Raw genomic sequence first — 18696 nt, 5'->3', positions numbered from 1 at the left:
GTCCCGGCCCGTCGCCGTCTGGCGGCCCGGCGGTTGCATCGCCGCCTCGGACAGGCGCCCCCGGCTGCCCGCCCACCGCAACACCACAGCCCCGCCCTGCCCGTCAGCTTCGCTGCCCGGCGCACGCGGCGCGGCGAGGACCGCTCGTCCCCCAAACAGAGCAGATCAGGAGCCTTTATGAGCGATTCGAACCCATCCTTCCTCGGCCGGATTTCGCTGGCCGTCGGCACGTTTTTCAGCATTCTCGGCAATGGCGACTTCGCCGCCGACGTACTGCGCCTGCGCAACGGTGAAAAGATCGGGGCGGCCCCGGTGGCCGCCGGCGCCGCTGCGGCTCCGGCACCCGCCCCCGCTGCGCAACCGAAGCCGCAACCCGCGCCGGTCCTGAAGGAGGCCCCCCCCGACGCCGCGCTGCAACTGCTGGGCCTGCTGCAACGTGACGCGCGCTTCATCGATTTTGTCGAGGAAGACATCAGGAGCTATAGCGACGCCGACATCGGCGCGGCCGCGCGCCTCGTGCACGAAGGCTGTCGCGCGACGCTGCGCGAGCACTTCACGATCCGCCCAGTGCGCGACGAAGCCGAAGGCAGCCGCGTGACGCTGCCCGAAGGCTTCGACGCGAGTTCGGTCCGTCTGACCGGCAACGTCGTCGGCAGCGCGCCGTTTAACGGCAGCATCAGCCATCGCGGCTGGCGCGTCGACGAGGTGCGTCTGCCGAAGCTCGCGGACGGCCATAACGCGAAAGTCATCGCACCGGCGGAGGTGGAGCTATGAGCGACGCACGCTACTCGATCGGCATCGATCTCGGCACCACGCACTGCGCGCTGTCTTTCGTGGACACGCACGCGAGCGACGGCGAAAAAACCACCCAGCACGTGCTGTCGATCGCGCAGCTCACGGGCCCCGGCGCAATCGACAATCTGCCGCTGCTGCCTTCGTTCCTGTACCTGCCGCATCCCGACGAACTGGCCTCCGGCGACTTGTTCCTGCCGTGGACTGGCCAGCGCGAATTCGCGGTCGGCGAATTCGCGCGCAGCCGTGGCGCCGGCACGCCGATCCGGCTCGTATCGAGCGCGAAAAGCTGGCTGTGCCATCCGGGCGTCGACCGGCGCGCGGGCATTCTGCCGAACGACGCGCCGCCCGAAGTCGCGCGCGTGTCGCCGCTCGAAAGCTCGGTGCGCTATCTGACGCACTTGCGCGAGGCGTGGGACCACGCGCATCCGGACGCGCCGTTCGGCGAGCAGGACGTCACGGTGACGATTCCCGCGTCGTTCGACCCAGCCGCGCGCGAGCTGACCGCGGAAGCCGCCGAGGCCGCCGGCTTCGCACGCATGACGCTGCTCGAAGAACCGCAGGCGGCGCTCTACAGCTGGATCCAGAAGAGCGGCGGCGAGTGGCGCAAGCAGGTCAAGATCGGCGACATCATCCTCGTGGTCGATGTCGGCGGCGGCACGACCGACCTGTCGCTGATCGCGGTGATCGAGCGCGACGGCAATCTCGAACTGCACCGCGTCGCGGTCGGCGATCACATTCTGCTCGGCGGCGACAACATGGACCTCGCGCTCGCGCACGTGGTCGCGCGCAAGCTCGCCGCGCAAGGCACCCAGGCCGACGCGTGGCAACTGCGCGCGCTCACTTACGCGTGCCGCGCCGCGAAGGAGACCTTGCTCAGCGACCCAGCCACCGAGACCGTGCCGCTCGTCGTGCCGAGCCGCGGCTCGAAGCTGATCGGCGGCTCGATCCGCACCGAGCTGACGCGCGCCGAGCTCACGCAGACGATCCTCGACGGCTTCTTCCCGCAGGTCGACAGCGCTGCGCGTCCAGTGAGCCGCGCGCGGGTCGGTCTGACGCAGCTTGGCCTGCCGTATGCGCAGGACGCGGGCATCACGCGGCAACTGGCCGGGTTCCTCGGCCGTCAGGTCGGCGCGCTCGCCGAACTGGAAGGACTGCGCGAGCATGTCGCCCCCGAGGCGAGCTTCCTGCACCCCACCGCAGTGCTGTTCAACGGCGGCGTGTTCAAGTCGACGCTGCTGGTCGAGCGCATCATGACCACGCTGAACGGCTGGCTCGCGGCCGAAGGCGCGGCGCCCGCGCGTCTGCTTGAAGGCGCGGACCTCGATCTGGCGGTCGCGCGCGGCGCGGCCTACTACGGCTACGTGCGACGCGGCCGCGGCGTGCGGATTCGCGGCGGCACCGCCCGCGCGTACTACATCGCGATCGAGTCGGCGATGCCGGCCGTGCCCGGCCTCGAACCGCCGGTGCAGGCGCTATGCGTCGCGCCGTTCGGCATGGAGGAAGGCACCGATGCCGAGCTGCCCGCGCAGGAGTTCGGGCTGGTCGTCGGCGAGCCCGTGCATTTCCGTTTCTTCGGCTCGTCGGTGCGTCGACAGGATCAGGTCGGCACGCTGCTCGATTACTGGGGACCCGAGGAGTTGCAGGAACTCGAGGAAATCCAGGCAACGCTGCCTGCCGCCGGCCGCAGCGCCGGTGAAGTCGTGCCGGTGAAGCTGCATGCGCGCGTGACCGAAGCGGGCACGCTCGAACTCGAGGCGATCCCGCGCGGTTCCGACGAACGTTGGAAAGTCGAATTCGACGTGCGCGGCAACGCGAATGCGTGATTGACATGAAACGGTACAGCGTCGGCATCGATCTCGGCACCAGCAACACGGTGCTCGCGTACGCGCAAGCCGGATCGCAGCAGATCCGCGTGTTCGACATCGAGCAGCTGGTGAGCCCCGGCGAGGTCGCCGCGCGGCCGCTGTTGCCGTCGGTGCGTTATCAGGCGGCCGACGGCGAACTGAGCGCGGCTGACCTGCCGCTACCTTGGTCCGGTGCGCGTGCGGCGTCGGGCCACGGCAACGACACGACGCAGCCGGTCGTGGTCGGCCGGCTCGCGCGGCTGCTCGGCGCGCAGGTGCCGGGGCGGCTGGTCGCGAGCGCGAAAAGCTGGCTGTCGAACGCGTCGGTCGATCGCGTCGCGCCGATCCTGCCGTGGGGCGCGCCCGACGACGTGCGCAAGATTTCGCCGCTCGACGCGAGCGCGAGCTACCTCGCGCACGTGCGCGCCGCGTGGAACCAGCACTTTCCGACGGCGCCGCTCGAACAGCAGGACGTCGTGCTGACGGTGCCCGCATCGTTCGACGAGGGCGCGCGCGCGTTGACCGTCGAGGCGGCGCGGCTCGCGGGCCTGCCGTCGCTGCGGCTGCTGGAGGAGCCGCAGGCCGCCTTTTATGACTGGCTGTTCCGGCACCGCGAGAAGCTTGCCGACGAGTTGGCGGACACCCGGCTCGTGATGATCTGCGACGTCGGCGGCGGCACCACCGATCTGACGCTGATCGAGGTCGGCCTCACCGGCGACGGCGAGCCGCACCTGACGCGCGTCGGCGTCGGCAATCACCTGATGCTCGGCGGCGACAACATGGACCTCGCGCTCGCGCATCGGGTGGAGGCGCGGCTGTTGGGCGGCGCTGGTACCGGCGCGCAGGCGCCGCAGCGGCTGTCGGCGGCGAGCCTGTCGCAGCTGGTCGAGCGATGCCGCGTCGCGAAGGAGCAGCTGCTTGATGCGCAGGCGCCCGACTCCGCGCCGGTCACGTTGCTCGGCGCGGGCTCGAAGCTGATCGGCGGCGCGCGCACCGCGCAGCTCACACGCGACGAGGTCGAAAAGATCATCGTCGATGGTTTCTTTCCGCGGGTAGCCGCCGATGAGCGACCGGGCCGAACGCGCGGCGCGATCGTCGAATTCGGCCTGCCGTACGCAACCGATGCGGCGGTCACGCGGCATATCGCGGCATTTCTCGAACGCTTCGCCGCGCAGTCGCGCAAGGCCCTCGGCGCGGACTCCAGCGCGCCCGACGCAGACGCGGCGGCCGGCCCGCCCGTTCCGGACACGCTGCTGCTCAACGGCGGCGTGTTCCGCGCCGACGCACTGTCGCGGCGTCTCGCCGACACGCTCGGCGGCTGGCGCGGCGCGCCGCTGAACGTGCTGCACAACGACAACCCCGACGTCGCGGTCGCGCGCGGCGCGGTCGCCTATACGCTCGCGCGCGCGGGTTTCGCGCCGAAAATCGGCGGCGGTTCGCCGCGCAGCTATTTTCTGGTGCTCGACGAAACGCCTGCCGGCAAAGACGACGCCGAGCCGGACGCGGCGCCGGCGCAACGCGGCATCTGCCTGCTGCCGCGCGGCACCGACGAAGGTCACGAGATTCTGATCGCGGACCGCACGTTCGCGCTACGGCTCGGGCATCCGGTGCGCTTTCATCTGGTGTCGTCGAGCGCGGACACCGCGTATCAGCCCGGTGAGCTGGTCGACCTCGCGGGTGGCGACTTCGTGCGCCTGCCGCCGATCGCGACGATCGTGCAATCGCGCGACGGCCACCGCGCACGCGAAACCGCGGTGCGCATCGCGACGTCGTTGACCGAGCTCGGCACGCTCGACGTGCATTGCATCGAGCTCGACGATCCATCGCAACGCTGGCTGCTCGAATTCCAGTTGCGCCGCGACGACGCGCAAGTGCACCTGTCCGCCGAGGGCGCGCCGCAACGCCACCCGGCGCTCGATCGCGCGATCGAACTGATCGACCGTTGCTTCGGCGCCCGCGCGCACAACGTCGACCCGAAGGAAATCAAACGGCTGCGCGCACAACTCGAACATCTGCTCGGCCCGCGCGACGGCTGGAACAGCGCGTTGCTGCGCGAACTGTTCGGCGCGCTGTGGGAGCGCGCGCGCCGCCGCCGCCGCTCGGCCGATCACGAACGGCTGTGGCTGAATCTGGCCGGCTATTGCGTGCGGCCCGGCTTCGGCTATCCGCTCGACGAATGGCGCGTCGAGCAACTGTGGACGTTGTTCGACGACGGCATCCAGTACGTGACCGACAGCCAGGTGTGGTCCGAATGGTGGACGCTGTGGCGCCGTGCGGCCGGGGGTCTCGGCGAAGACGCGCAGCTGCGCGTGCTCGACGCGATGGACTATCTGCAGAAGGCCGCGCAATCGCGTCACAAGCTGCCGTTCGATGTCGCGAAGACCGGCTTCGCCGATATGGTTCGCCTGTCCGCATCGCTCGAACGGATTCCGGCCGAACGCAAGATCGAACTCGGCGAGGCGGTGCTCGCTCGCCTGAAAAAACCCGCGGAAAACCATCAAAGCTGGTGGGCGGTCGGACGGATCGGCGCGCGCCAGCCGTTCTACGGCAGCGCGCATAGCGTCGTGCCGCCCGAGGTCGCGGCGCAATGGCTCGATGCGATCCTCGCGCTCGACTGGAAGAAGGTCGACCCCGCCGCATTCGCGGCCGTCCAGATCGCCCGCATGACCGGCGACCGCTCGCGCGATCTGCCCGACGAGCTGCGCGCGAGCGTCGTGCGACGCCTCGAAGCGGCGAGCGCGCCGCGCGCGTGGATCACGATGGTCAGCGAAGTCGTCGCGCTCGATAACGCCGACGAAGGTCGCGTGTTCGGCGAATCGCTGCCGGTCGGGTTGAAGCTGATCGGCGGCTAAAGCGTTTTGCGCGGCGCGAAGCTGAGCACCGCTCGTGCAGCGTCCCGACCGTCTCGATCCTCGAGGCTTTCCGCGAGGAAACGATCACGTTTCAGCGATGCGGCCGCTGAGGCTGACGCAAACAAAGAATGCACAGCAACGCGCACACAGGTGGATACCTGTATGCGCAGCATTGCTGCGGCACGTCGCTGCGGTGACAACGCTTTCAGATGCCCGCTTCCGTCACGCTCCGCCCTGCTTGCGCATCTGCCCGATAGCGCGAGCGCGTGCAGCCTCGGCCTGCTGGACGAGCCGGTACGCAACGTAATATTTGAAGACATTGCGCACGTACGTCGTTGGCTCGATGCCGATTTTCTCGGCGACTACGATTTCGACATTGTTGAACCACTTGTTAGGATCGAGACCGCGCGCCGCCGCTTCCTTGCGCATTTTGGCGATGTTTGCGGGTCCTGCGTTGTAGCTGGCGAACGCGAACAGCGAGCGGTCCCTTTCCGAGAAGTGAGCATCGGGAAAGTAACGGGCCATCAGCACATCGAGATATTTCGCTCCCGCATGTACGTTGGACTCCGCCACCCTGATGTCGCCAACCGCAAGTTCCTTCCCCGTGGCTGGCATCAGTTGCATGATTCCGATTGCGCCAACGTGACTGCGGGCGCCCTGGTTCAGTTGGGATTCCTGATAGCCCTGAGCTGCAAGCAAAAGCGGATCGAAGCGGTACTGCGCACCGTATTTTTCGAAAAGACCGACCGTCTGCCTGAACCGCTTCAGCTCCGCTGACTCCGTATTGTTGGAGATCTGCTTGATGCGCTTCATTTCCTGCTGCAGACGGACTTCCGCGACACTCTGCTTCTTCAGGTAATTCAGGTAAAAGTCGTTGATCGCGTCCTGCAGTTTGGGGCTCTTGAGGCGCACCGCCCAGCCGATGTAGCCTGCGTCGCGCACCGAAATATCGTTGTGCACGACGATTCCAGCCAGTACCGGCGCCCATACCTTTGCCTTCCAGTCGTCCACGACGAGGATCTGGAGCAGCCCGACATTGAGCATCTCCATCGCGTCCTCGTCCTCGATCGCGTCGGGCAGCGGCACGAGTTTCACCGGAGCTTTGCCTTCCTTGCGAAAACGCGCGTTCAACGCTTTCAGGCTCTCGTAATAGCTGCTGCTTGGCCGCACATGGACCGTCTTACCGCTGAGATCGTCGAGCTTCGCGAGGGCCGGCGACTTCGGCCCGGTCACGACCACTTCGCGTACTGCTGTCCGGTCACGTGGCGCCACGAAGTCGACGTGCTTCAGGCGGACCTCCGTGACCGTCAGATTGCCCGCGGCGATGTCGCCCCGGCCCGCTACCAGCCCCGGGATCAACTGGTCGCGAGTCGTCGGAATGATGACCAGGGTGAGCGGACGCTTGCCGAGCGTCGCCTGGTACTTCTTGTTCACATAACGCTCGAAGTCCCGCATGAGACCGGCGGTCAGCCCACGTTCGTGACCTTGCTCATTCAGATAGAGGGTTCGACTGTAGGGAACCAGCACGCGGATCAGACGCCGCTCGAGCATGGCGTCGAAATCGCCCGTGAACGGTTGATTGCCGAGATCGATACGGCGCGCTGCGGGAGCCGACGCCGCGGCGGTTGGGGATGCCGGGAGGACCGACGAGGCGGCCGGCTGCGCGGCGACACTTTGGGCGGCGACGCACGCCGCGGGGCCGACGAACATGCCTGAGCAGAACGCCGCGAAGTACAGCAACGTTTGAATGATGCGCATCGTAAAACACCCTGCTGTCGCGCCCGGCGACTGCGTCGACGTTCACTACGCGCATCCATATTGCCACGATGGCAACGGCTGAAAATGGGACGATGGTCCTATAAGCAATGCCGCCATGATTGAAGGTAGAGCCGTACCGACGTAATCGCCAATGCCCACTACGCCATCGTCACGCGATTTCGTCCTTTATGCTTCGAGCGATACAACGCACGGTCAGCGCTCGCGAAACCGTCGCGATGCGCGGGTCGCGACAGGTCGCTGATACACGTGAGCGACGCGCCAATGCTGACCGTCACCACCCCAAGCGGCGACGCGCGATGCTCGATCGCGAGGTCCGCCACGCGCTGGCGCAGCGTTTCGAGCGTGTCTTCGAGCATCGATGGTTGCGCTTCGAGCACCAGCATTCCGAACTCCTCGCCGCCCATGCGCCCGACCACGATGCGCTCGCTGTCGGCGGCGGCCTGCATCACGGAGGCGACCAGACACAGACAGTGATCGCCAGCCTGATGACCATAGGTGTCGTTGTACTGCTTGAACCAGTCGACGTCGACGACCACCGAACCCATCACGTCGCCATTGCGCGCTTCCTTCCAGCGGCGCGCGATGCTTTCGAGCAGAAACCGCCGGTTGTACAACTGCGTGAGCGGATCGATCGCGGTGGCCGTGCGCATCTTCAGATCGTTTTCGATCATCGCGCGCAGGTGGTAGAACACGCCCCGCTGGCCCGCGTCGAGCCGGCCCGGCGCCGGGTCCATCGCACACAGCGCGCCGACGATCTCGCCGTTCGGCGCGCGCAACGCGATCGCGGCGTAAAAGCGCACGAACGGATGACGCTTGACCAGCATGCATTCGCCGAAGCGGCTGTCGTTGTGCGCATCCTCGATCACGAACAGATCGGCGTCGCGCACCGCGTAGTCGGCGAGCGAGCGCGCGCGCGTAACGAGCGGCATCGACATGCCGATCTCGGCGCGATAGTGCTGATACTCCTCGTCGAGCAGCACGATCGCGGTAATTGCCGCGCCGGTCACGCTCTTCAGAATCTCCGCCGCGTGCGTGAAGCACTCGCGCATCACCTGGTCGTCGTGCAACAGCCACTCGATGACCGAAGACCCGACCTCGGGTTCGCCGGCGGCGGTCGAGTCGACTGGCATCCGGCTGGCGAGGCGGTCGTTACTGTAAGCGAGTTGCACGGAAGGGTTCCAGAATGGGCTTAGCTTATGTCAACGGCATAGGCACGCGAAACTTGAGCACAGAATGTGGGATCGCGCCCAAGCGCCGGAGCGCATCCGGCAGCCGCAAAGAAAATGGGCCGGCTCTTGCGAGCCGGCCCATCGATCGATGCGACGTTCTGTTGGTCAGACGCGCCGCTTTACTCCTTGTCGCCCTTCACTTGCGGCAGCGCCGACGTCTCGTTCGACGACAGCAGGCCCACCTGCGAGTAGATGCGCAGCTTGTCGCGCGTGTCGGTGATGTCGAGGTTGCGCATCGTCAGTTGGCCGATGCGGTCGCGCGGCGAGAACGTCGATGTGACCTTCTCCATCGACAGACGCTCGGGCTGATACGTGAGGTTCGGCGACTTCGTGCTGAGGATCGAGTAGTCGTTGCCGCGGCGCAGCTCGACGGTCACTTCGCCGGTGATCGCGCGCGCGACCCAGCGCTGCGCGGTTTCGCGCAGCATGATCGCCTGCGGATCGAACCAGCGGCCCTGGTACAGCAGACGGCCGAGGCGGCGGCCGTTCTCGCGGAACTGCTCGATCGTGTCTTCGTTGTGGATGCCGGTGACGAGACGCTCGTAAGCGATGTTGAGCAGCGCGAGGCCCGGGGCTTCGTAGATGCCGCGGCTCTTCGCCTCGATGATGCGGTTCTCGATCTGGTCGCTCATGCCGAGACCGTGACGACCGCCGATCCGGTTCGCTTCGAGCAGCAACTCGACCGCGTTCGGGAACGTCTGGCCGTTCAGCGCGACCGGTTGGCCTTCCTCGAAGCGGACCGTCACTTCCTCCTTCGCGATCTGCACGTCGTCGCGCCAGAACGCGACGCCCATGATCGGGTTCACGATCTTGATGCCGGACTCGAGGCTTTCGAGATCCTTCGCTTCGTGCGTCGCGCCGAGCAGGTTCGAGTCGGTCGAGTACGCCTTTTCGGCCGACATCTTGTAGTCGAAGCCCGACTGGCGCATGAATTCCGACATTTCCGAACGGCCGCCGAGTTCGTCGATGAACAGCTGGTCGAGCCACGGCTTGTAGATCTTCAGGTCCGGATTCACGAGCAGCCCGTAGCGATAGAAGCGCTCGATGTCGTTGCCCTTGTACGTGCTGCCGTCGCCCCAGATGTTGACGCCGTCGTCCTTCATCGCGGCGACGAGCATCGTGCCGGTCACGGCGCGGCCGATCGGCGTCGTGTTGAAATAGGTGACGCCCGCCGTCGAGATATGGAATGCGCCGCACTGCAGCGCCGCGATGCCTTCCGCGACCAGTTGCGCGCGGCAGTCGATCAGGCGCGCGCCTTCGGCGCCATATTGCGTGGCGCGACGCGGGATCGAATCGTAATCGTCTTCGTCGGGCTGACCGAGGTTGGCCGTGTAAGCGTACGGCACGGCGCCCTTCTTGCGCATCCAGTGCAGCGCGGCGCTGGTGTCGAGGCCGCCGGAAAACGCGATACCGACCTTCTGGCCGATCGGAAGACTTTCAAGGATTGTACTCATAAGCAGTAGCGTTAAACTCGACGTACGGGGAGATTTGGGGGTAACAGGTGAGTATCGGGCAAGCCTGGCGATAAGGCAAGTTACGCGGGAGTATACCGTGAACCGCCTTACAGCCTTGGATTTTGCGGGTTTGCGCGGCCTTGCGCCGCCATCTCGCCGGGTCGAATTCCCGCATTGATTCACGCTTTATTTGTCGCGGCGGGGACGGATTTTATTATCGTCTGCGCGTACCATCGCGGCTTGCGCCAACGCCACGCCGATTACCCCGTTCACCCCGTTCACGCCGTCCATTCCCCGCGCCTGCCACCCATGACCACGACCGCCCCGCCTGCCACGACGAACGCCTCGATGCGCGCGCAAGGTCACGCCGTCCGCTACAACAAAGATGTTTTTGCACTCAGATGATCAATCTTTTTCAGGCCATGCAGGCCTTCATCAAGGTCGCCGATGTCGGCAGTTTCGCGCAGGCCGCCGCGCAACTGAACGTGTCGACGTCGGTCGTGACGCGTCATGTGTCGAGCCTCGAACAGCATCTCGGCATTCGCCTGTTTCAGCGCACCACGCGCAAGGTCGTGCTGACCGAGGCGGGTGCGCAATACGCGGACGGTTGCCGCGTGCTGCTCGCCGAACTCGAGGAAGTGGAGTCGCGCGCGACCACGGCGTCGCGCGACGTGGCGGGCGACCTGCGCATCGTCGCGCTCGGCAGTTTTTCGCTGTTTCGGCTAACGCCGCTGTTCGCCGAATATCAGGCCCGCTTTCCCCAGGTGAACCTGCGCGTCACGCTGACGGAAAAACGGGTCGATCTGCTCGAAGGCGGCTTCGATGTCGGCATCGTGACCGAGCATATGATCCGCTCGGAGTCGCTGGTGGTGCGGCGTCTGATCAACTCGCACGCGGTGCCGGTGGCCGCGGCCGCGTATCTCGCGCAGGCCGGTCATCCGCACACGCCTGCCGAGCTGGCGGGGCATCGGCTGATTGCCGCGCCGTTCGACACGACCGGTCCAATGTGGATCTTCCGCAAAGGTGACGCCGCCGGAAGCGCCAGCGAGGACGGCGGCGAGAGCATCGCGATCGATGCATCGTTCACGGTCAACAGCATGATCATGCAGAAGCAGGCTGCGCTCGGCGCGATGGGCATCGCGCTGCTGCCGCTCGAAATGGTCGAGGACGAGTTGCGCGCCGGCACGCTTGCGCGCGTGCTCGACGGCTACGCGGTGCTCAATGGTGACGTGGCCGTGTCGCTGGTGTATCCGAGCCGCGAGTTCGTGCCGCGTAAGGTGCGCGAGTTCATCGATCTCGCGGTCGGTTTCTTCAAGTGACGCTTCAAGGCCGCTCGCCACGCGCGAGCCGCGCGTCGATGTCGTACACGACCGGCATCAGATCCGCGACGCTATCGATCACGTAATGCGCGCCCGCCGCCTTCAGTCTGGCCGTCGCGGCGTTGCGGCGAGCGGCGAATTCGTCGGCCGGCAACGCTTTCACCTCGGCCTCGCTGATGCCGAACGCGTTGCCGCTCACCGCGACGCCGACCGCCCACGTGCCGCCGTTGATGCCCTCTTCGATGCCGACCTCGGTGTCGTCGACCTTGATCGCCTCTTTCGCGCGCCACACGCCGAGCTGCGGCAGCGTCCGGTAGATCATGTACGGCGACGGCCGCCCTTCCGGCGTATCGCCGGTGCACACGATGCTGTCCGGCGAAAAGCCCTGCGCGGCCGCGCCCGGCACGATTTCGTCGATGATCTCGCGGGTATAGCCGGTGGTCGTGCCGATGCGGATGCCGTGCTGGCGCAATGCGCTCACGACTTCGGCGACGCCCGGAATCACCGCGCTATAACTCGCCGCGACCGCGATGTTTTTCGGCACGAACACGTCGTACACCGCGTCGATATCGGCGTCGCCCGGCGCGTGGCCATGGCGCTCGGCCCATGCTTGCGCAACCCGCGGCAGCGCCATCAGCGCCGCGATATGCGGCCGCTTGGCCATACCCATCGGGCCGCGCGCTTCGTCGATCGTGATCGGCACGCCGAACTGCTCGAAGGTCTCGACGAAGGCGCCCATCGGCGCGCGTGAACCGTAGTCGACCACCGTGCCGGCCCAGTCGAAAATCACCGCCTTCACGTGTTTCATTGGCTTGAATCCCCAGCAATCCGAATGTATTGAGTTTGCCGTAGCGGATCAGGCGGCCCGCGCGAGCGCCTTGCGTTCGTCGAGCGCGGCGGGCGGCGGCGCCGCGTGCGTGACGCCCATCGTGCGCAGCGCTTGCCGGCACGCATCGACCACGCGACGCACCACCTGCTCGTCGACCTGACCGATGCAGCCGATGCGGAAACTGTCGACCACCGTCAGCTTGCCCGGATAGATGATGAAGCCCTGCTGCTTCATCAGTTCATAGAAGCGCGCGAACTCGAACGACGGATGCGCCGGCGAGAAAAACGTCACGATGATCGGCGAGCGCCAGCGTGCGTTGAGCAGCGGCTCGAAGCCAAGCGCCCGCATGCCGGCGACCAGCACGTCGCGGTTGTTCGCGTAGCGCGCAAGCCGCGCGGGCTGCCCGCCTTCGAGCTGGTACAGACGCAGCGCCTCGAGGAACGCGGCCACCGTATGCGTGGGCGGCGTGAAGCGCCACTGGCCCGTGCGATTCATCACGTCCCATTGATCGTAGAGGTCGAGCGCGAGCGAATGGCTGCGGCCCTTCGCTTCGCCGAGCGCGCACCTGCGTGCGATCACGAAGCCGAAACCCGGCACGCCCTCGATACATTTGTTCGCCGACGACACGAACGCCTCGCACGCGATCTGCCGCACGTCGAGCGGCACCGCGCCGAAGGCGCTCATCGAATCGATCAGCAGCTTGCGACCGTGCTTCGCGACCGTGGCGGCGATTTCGTCGAGCGGATTGAGGATGCCCGAACTCGTTTCGCAGTGGATCGCGACCACGTGGCTGATCGACGGATCGGCGGCGAGCATGCGCTCTACTTCGACCCCGCGCGGCGGCAGATAGTCGCCCTTGTCGAGCAGCGTAGAAGCGCGGCCGAGGTAGCCGAGCGTCGTCGCCGCGCGCTTGCCGTAGGCGCCGTTCGCGAGCACGAGCGCGTGGCCGTCGCGCGGCATCAGGCTGCCGAGCATCGCTTCGACGCAGTAGCTGCCGCTGCCCTGCAGCGGCACGCAGTCGTAGTCGCCGGCCGTATCCCCGGCGATCTCGAGCAGGCTCGCGCGCAACTCGGCGGTCATTGCGCGGAAGTCGCCGTCCCACGAGCCCCAGTCGCGCAGCATCGCCTGTTTCGTCGACAGCGCCGTGCTCAGCGGACCCGGCGTCAGCAGATAAGGCTCGCCGCCAGCCGGCGCGGCGCATGTGGTGCTACGAGTGACCGAGCTTGCCGCGGCTGCAACGGTCGATGCCGCCGCCGAATCGCCGATCGCGCTTTCCATGTCCGGTACTCCGATATCCCTATGTCGATACCTCGCACGATACAGAAACGCTGTCCATCGGTAAAATCGATATAATCGATGACGATATTGTAAAAACTTATCCGGTCGCGAGGCACACGTGCAATACGCGCAATTGCGGGCGTTTCATGCGGTCGCTGAACATGGCGGCTTTTCGAAAGCGGCGCAGGCGTTGTCGCTGACGCAGCCGGCGGTGTCGGATCACGTGCGGCGGCTCGAACGGGACTACGGCGTCAAGCTGTTCGAGCGCGGGCCACGCGGCGTCGAGACGACGGAGCTCGGCCTGCGCCTTTTCAGCGTGACGCGGCATATGCTCAGCTGCGAGCGCGACGCGCGCCAGTTGCTCGAATCGGCGGGCGGGCTGGAGTCGGGTTCGCTATCGCTCGCCGCCGATGCGCCAGATCTCGCCGTCGCGCTGATCGGCGCGTTTCGCGAGCGGCATCCTGGCATCGTCGTCACGCTGTCGATCGCCAATGCGGCCGAGTGCATGCAGCGCGTGCTGTCGAGCGCGGTCGACGCGGCGATCACCGCCGCGCCGCAGGTGCATAGCCGGTTGCGCTCGCGCGTGTTGCGGCGCGATCCGCTGGTCGCGATGGTGCCGGCCAGCTACCCGGCCGCGAAGAAGCGCCGGCTCAGTTACGCGGAGCTCGTCAAACAGCCGATGATCTTCCGCGAGCCGCAATCGGTCACACAACGGCTGCTAGAAATCGAGCTCGTGCGCGAGTCTTTGCAGGTCGAGCCGGTGATGTACGTGGATGGCCGCGAGGCGCTGGAGGAAGCGGTCGCGCAAGGCATCGGCGTCGGCGTGATCGCGCGCGCCGAGTTCAAGGAGTCGCGGCGTATCCGGATGGTGCCGCTGCTCGATTGCCGGGTGCAGATGATCGAATCGCTGACGCGGCTCGCCGAACGGCCGGGTTCCAATCTGCTCGACGCGTTTTTTGCGGTGGAGTTGGCGGGGGCGGAAGCCGAGGTCTCGGGCGGCGAGCCCCAGCGCGCGTAGCCGCCCTACCGCCGCTCCGCGGCGCGGCCTTCGTGCTACCGGCCGCGCCGCCTGTTATCGCGCTCGAACTTTTGCGCGGGTTGCCACAAGCGTTGGCAAGCGCGTCAGACTCAACGCGATCCGCCGCTCGCGATCAGGCTCTCGCCCGTCAACCAGCGCGCGTCGTCCGACGCGAGGAACGCGACGACATCCGCGATATCGTCGGGTTGGCCGATACGGCCGAGCGGCGTCGTGCTGATCACCCACGTTTCGAAGTCGGAGCCGATCACGCCAGCGCTGTGCGTGCCCTCGGTCTCGACCATGCCGGGATTCACCGAATTCACGCGGATCTTGCGCGGCCCGAGTTCCTTCGCGAGCACGCCGGTGATCGCATCGACCGCACCCTTGGTCGCCGTGTAGACCGTGGTGTTCGGCGGCGTGATGCGGGTCGCGACCGAGCTTACGTTGACGATGCTGCCGCCTTCGCCCAGGTGCTTGACCGCCGCTTGCGTGACCAGCAGCAGCCCGAGCACGTTGACGTCGAAGTGCTTATGGAAATGCGCTTCGGTGATCTCTTCGATCGTCGCGAACTCATAGACACCCGAGTTATTGACCAGAACGTCGAGGCGGCCATAGGTTTCGATCGCCGAGTCGATGATACCCTTCGCGTCCGCGGCCTTCGACACGTCGCCGCCGACCGCGACCGCCTTGCCGCCCGCCGCGGTGATATCGGCGACCACCTTGTCGGCGCCCGCGCGGCTCGACGCATAGTTCACGACGACCGATGCGCCTTGCGCCGCCAATGCCTTCGCAATCGCCGCACCGATGCCTTTCGATCCACCCGTTACAACCGCTACCTTGCCTGTGAGCTTGCTCATCATCGTGTCCTTTCAATGGGTTTGCGCCGGCATGGCCCGCGAGAAGTCGCGAGCTCCACGCCGCAAAAGCTGCAAATGCAGTGGCGCTGTTACTGGACATCAATGTAGGCAACTGGCCGCACGGGATAAAGCGGCCCGGGACGAATTGAATCGTCGGTTGTGACGAACAATCGAATGGCATCGAACCTGGACGGCCCGAGTCACGCGCGGCTTACGAAGAATAATTCTGCTTGAGCAGCAGCGCGATCTGCGCGGCGACGCTCGCGAGCACCGCGAGCGCGCCAAGCGTATCGAGAACAATGGGCCACATGATCTCCCTCCTCTGCTATCCGCTGCCCCCACGTCTTTCAAACGAATGCGCGCGCCATCGATTGAACCGCCCAGACGCCGCCGCCCCCGCAATGAACGGTGCCGCAACGAGCGTGCCGCCTTCGATGCCGGCGAGGCGCTGGGCTTCCAAGGCGCTCATGCGCCATCTGGCGGCCATTTGATGGCTCAGTTGCTATCATTCGTTGCCCTCGCGCAGCGCCGCGGCGGGAGCTCCGTACCGGACCAACGCAACACTGATCGCCGACGCATCACACCTCAGAGGCACGCATGGAATTTCGCCAACTTCGCTACTTCGTCGCGGTCGCCGAGGAGATGAACATCACGCGGGCGGCCAACCGTCTGCATATGACACAGCCGCCGCTGTCGCGACAGATCCAGCAGATCGAGGAAAGTGTCGGCCTGCCGCTGTTCGAGCGCGGCTCGCGGCCGTTGCGGCTCACCGAGGCCGGCCGCATTTTCTACACCCAGGCGAAACGTCTGATCGATGAAGCCGACGAGCTCGCGCCGCTCACGCGCCGGCTCGCGCAACTCGCGGAGCGCATCGTGATCGGCTTCGTGCCGTCGACGCTGTATGGCGCGCTGCCCGCGGTGATCCGCGCGTTTCGGGAGGCCGCGCCGCATATCGAGCTGTCGCTGATCGAGATGTTCACGATCGAGCAGTTGGCCGCGCTGAAAGGCGGCCGCATCGATGTCGGCTTCGGCCGCCTGCGCTTCGACGATGCTCAGCTCGCGCGCGAAGTGCTCGTCGAGGAGCGGATGATCGCCGCGTTGCCGCAGGACCATCCGCTCGCCCGGCAGAAGAAGCCGCTGACGCTCGCGGCGCTCGCCGAGGAAACGCTGATCGTCTATCCGAGCACGCCGCGGCCGAGCTACGCGGACCAGCAGATCTCGGCGATGCACGATCAGGCGCTGGAGCCTAAAGCGATCCATGAAGTGCGCGAGTTGCAGACCGCGCTCGGGCTGGTCGCCGCGCAGGTCGGCGTCTGTCTCGTGCCGGAGAGCGTCGAGGGCTTGCGCGCGCATGGCGTCGCATATCGACCGATTCCGTCGGCAAGCGCGGCGTCACCGATCATCATGAGCCGGCGCCTGCAGGACGAATCGCCGGCGACGATGCTGATGTGCTCGCTCGCGCGGCAGTTGTTCAAGCGGGTTTGAGCGCCGCTTGAACAACTGCGGCGCGAGCACGGCGACACGCCGCGTCGTTCCGCGCTACTTCACATCGAACCCATAATCCCCATGCGTTCGATGGCCGTCCGACGCCACCGCGACCCAATGCACGGTGTAGTGCCCGGCAGCGAGCGTCGGCAGCGGCAGCGTCATCACCGCGCGCTGCTGCGGGTCGACCGAGGACTTCTGCGTGCTGACCGGCTTGCCGCTCGCATTGCTGACGGTGAGCGAGCTGAACGCCGGTTCGAGCGGCCCGTCGAAGGTCAGCTTGACCTGCGTGGGCGCTACCACCGATGCGCCCGCGCCCGGCTCCTGCTTCTGCGGAAACACATGCGCGAGGGCCGCGCTCGCGAGCGTCACGCCAGCGATCAGTGCCGCGGCGCGCATCGCGTGATGTTTGAAGGTGTTGTTCATCGTTTGTCTCCGGATCACTGGAACAGCGGTTTGCCGAGCGTGGTCGGCGCAATGTCGTCGAAGAACAGGTGCGCCTGCACCAGAATGCCGACGTGCGAGCCGCTCGCGCGGTTGATCGGAATCTGCGCCTCAACGCCGAACTGTCCGTAGCGATTCATCCAGATGAAGCCCGGATTGACGGTGCCGGTCGTCTGCCCCTGGCTGCGCGACAGCGGAATCTCGACGAGCGGAATCAGGTTCGCGAACGGCTGCGGCAGGCCCGCGTCGTGCACGTGCTGCTGCAGATACGGCAGGCTGTACTGCACGGTGAAGCCGTAGTTGAACGCGTTGGGCTGACCCGCGCCGGTGTTCAACGCGGGGGCCGCCTCGGCCGTGATCGCGACCGGCCGCAGATACGCGAGCGAATCGGGCAGATCGCCCATGCCCTTGCCGATGTAGACGGTCGGCGAGATCGTCGAGAAGTTGTCGGCGATCGCACGGCTGCCGGTGCCGCCGAGTTCCGCGCTGAGGCCGATCGACGTCATCAGCTCGTGCGGCTCGTTCACGTACAGCAGGTACTTGAGGCCGACGCCGAAGTTGTTGAAGCCGGCCGCGCGCGGGTTGTTCTGCATCGCGTACGCGCCGTCGATCGACACCGCGAGACGCGGCGTGATCAGCTTGTCGTATTCGAAGCTGAAGGTATTGATGCTCTGGTCGCCAGCGTCGCCTGGCACGCGCTGATGGCCGTACTCGAAGTTGGCTTCGTCGCCGACGCCGGGGTCGTCGATGGCGAGCGTCGCCGGAAATACGCGGTCCCCCGCGATCGCGTGCGCCTGCGCAACGGACGGCACGGCGATGAGGCCGGCGACGCCGCACGCGGCGTAGGCGGTGCAGGCGACATAGGTGGCGGCCGCGACGAGCGGCGCCGCGCGCGGCGCACGGCCGCCGCGTGTTGCTGGTGTGTGCATGAGTGCATCCTGTCGGATCGGTTATTACGATGCTGGCGCGCGCCGTCGAACGGACGCGCGCGAGCAGGCGCGACGCGGGTTGGCGCATCACGTCGTACGTGATTCGAATCAGGAGGTGAAAGGCGGGGCGCGTGGCTGCGCGAAGCTAAGCGGTTCGACACGGTGCACGCTGTCGAAGCGCGTCGCGGCCGCGTGCTGCCGCGCCCGGATCGCGGCGACGAACAGCATGCCGACGCTCGGCATCACCGGCAGATGCGCGAGCAGGCTGCAATAGCCGCAAGCGTCGCCGGACATCTGGGCGTGCTTTTCGCCGGCATGACTGGCCCCGGTGCCGGCGTCGTCCGGGCCGTCGGGCGTGGCGACGACCTGGGTGGGCTCGGGCGCGTCGTCCTGCATCTGCATGCCCGGCATCGACGCCGTCCGGCAATGCTCGTCCATCATCGCGCCGGCGTGATAATGGGCGGCGAGCGTCTGCGAGACCGTCGGCGCGAGCGTCGTCATCAGGATCGCGAGCAATCCCAGCCAACTGCCGATCTTCCGATGCCATCGATTCAACATGCGCCCAGCGCCACGCCGTGAGTTTT

General features: G+C 66.5%; 15 protein-coding genes. 6 read left to right on the top strand and 9 right to left on the bottom strand.

Going from position 1 to position 18696, the window contains the following annotated elements; genetic code table 11:
* The first annotated feature begins 177 nt into the window (after positions 1-177).
* From F6X42_RS23415 to F6X42_RS23405, 3 genes are read left to right on the top strand one after another with little or no spacing between them, the layout of a single operon-like run.
* Positions 178-774 carry a DUF2760 domain-containing protein gene (locus tag F6X42_RS23415; RefSeq protein ID WP_187636479.1) on the top strand — a complete coding sequence of 199 codons (597 nt, stop codon included), beginning with the start codon at positions 178-180 and terminating at the stop codon, positions 772-774.
* Positions 771-2618, top strand: a complete 1848-nt coding sequence (locus tag F6X42_RS23410; RefSeq protein ID WP_187636478.1) for an Hsp70 family protein — start codon at positions 771-773, stop codon at positions 2616-2618. The genes F6X42_RS23415 and F6X42_RS23410 overlap by 4 nt, the downstream gene beginning before the upstream one ends.
* 5 nt (positions 2619-2623) lie before the next feature.
* Positions 2624-5491 (top strand): Hsp70 family protein, encoded by a 2868-nt coding sequence (locus F6X42_RS23405; RefSeq protein ID WP_222945690.1) that lies wholly within the window; start codon positions 2624-2626, stop codon positions 5489-5491.
* A gap of 222 nt (positions 5492-5713) precedes the next feature.
* Here the strand turns inward: F6X42_RS23405 and F6X42_RS23400 are convergent, their stop codons facing one another.
* The 3 genes from F6X42_RS23400 to argG form a co-directional block, all read right to left on the bottom strand.
* Complete coding sequence (locus F6X42_RS23400; RefSeq protein WP_187636476.1) at positions 5714-7249, bottom strand: MltF family protein; 1536 nt, start codon at positions 7247-7249, stop codon at positions 5714-5716.
* Between the two features lie 158 nt (positions 7250-7407).
* Positions 7408-8439 (bottom strand): GGDEF domain-containing protein, encoded by a 1032-nt coding sequence (locus tag F6X42_RS23395; RefSeq protein ID WP_312892907.1) that lies wholly within the window; start codon positions 8437-8439, stop codon positions 7408-7410.
* 179 nt (positions 8440-8618) lie between these two features.
* Positions 8619-9953, bottom strand: coding sequence for an argininosuccinate synthase (argG, locus tag F6X42_RS23390; RefSeq protein WP_187636475.1), 1335 nt, complete (start codon positions 9951-9953; stop codon positions 8619-8621).
* A 401-nt stretch (positions 9954-10354) separates the two neighbouring features.
* Between argG and F6X42_RS23385 the strand changes: the two genes are divergently transcribed.
* Complete coding sequence (locus F6X42_RS23385; RefSeq protein WP_187636474.1) at positions 10355-11272, top strand: LysR family transcriptional regulator; 918 nt, start codon at positions 10355-10357, stop codon at positions 11270-11272.
* 4 nt (positions 11273-11276) lie between these two features.
* Here the strand turns inward: F6X42_RS23385 and phnX are convergent, their stop codons facing one another.
* Positions 11277-12080, bottom strand: coding sequence for a phosphonoacetaldehyde hydrolase (gene phnX, locus F6X42_RS23380; protein WP_187636473.1), 804 nt, complete (start codon positions 12078-12080; stop codon positions 11277-11279).
* Positions 12081-12128: 48 nt separating this feature from the next.
* A complete protein-coding gene (locus tag F6X42_RS23375; protein ID WP_187636472.1) occupies positions 12129-13379 on the bottom strand; it encodes a 2-aminoethylphosphonate--pyruvate transaminase in 1251 nt (416 codons plus the stop codon).
* 118 nt (positions 13380-13497) lie between these two features.
* On the opposite strand from F6X42_RS23375, the gene F6X42_RS23370 reads away from it, so the two are divergent.
* Entirely contained in the window at positions 13498-14397 is a 900-nt protein-coding gene (locus tag F6X42_RS23370) for a LysR substrate-binding domain-containing protein (RefSeq protein ID WP_187636471.1), read from the top strand.
* 110 nt (positions 14398-14507) lie between these two features.
* On the opposite strand, the gene F6X42_RS23365 is transcribed toward F6X42_RS23370, so the two are convergent.
* Entirely contained in the window at positions 14508-15254 is a 747-nt protein-coding gene (locus tag F6X42_RS23365; protein WP_187636470.1) for a glucose 1-dehydrogenase, read from the bottom strand.
* Positions 15255-15851: 597 nt separating this feature from the next.
* Here F6X42_RS23365 and F6X42_RS23360 point away from each other — a divergent pair.
* Positions 15852-16739 carry a LysR family transcriptional regulator gene (locus F6X42_RS23360; RefSeq protein ID WP_187636469.1) on the top strand — a complete coding sequence of 296 codons (888 nt, stop codon included), beginning with the start codon at positions 15852-15854 and terminating at the stop codon, positions 16737-16739.
* Between the two features lie 54 nt (positions 16740-16793).
* Here the strand turns inward: F6X42_RS23360 and F6X42_RS23355 are convergent, their stop codons facing one another.
* From F6X42_RS23355 to F6X42_RS23345, 3 genes are all read right to left on the bottom strand, one after another.
* Complete coding sequence (locus tag F6X42_RS23355) at positions 16794-17165, bottom strand: copper resistance CopC family protein (RefSeq protein WP_187636468.1); 372 nt, start codon at positions 17163-17165, stop codon at positions 16794-16796.
* Between the two features lie 14 nt (positions 17166-17179).
* On the bottom strand, positions 17180-18112 hold the full coding sequence (locus F6X42_RS23350) for a hypothetical protein (protein WP_187636467.1): 933 nt from the start codon (positions 18110-18112) through the stop codon (positions 17180-17182).
* A gap of 108 nt (positions 18113-18220) precedes the next feature.
* Complete coding sequence (locus tag F6X42_RS23345; RefSeq protein WP_187636466.1) at positions 18221-18670, bottom strand: DUF2946 domain-containing protein; 450 nt, start codon at positions 18668-18670, stop codon at positions 18221-18223.
* Positions 18671-18696 lie beyond the last annotated feature (26 nt).

Origin of the sequence: Paraburkholderia podalyriae, from assembly GCF_014397785.1 — a bacterium.
Classification (GTDB): Bacteria; Pseudomonadota; Gammaproteobacteria; order Burkholderiales; family Burkholderiaceae; genus Paraburkholderia; species Paraburkholderia podalyriae.
Note: the sequence above shows the minus strand (reverse complement) of the source record. Positions and strands in the feature narration are given on the sequence as shown.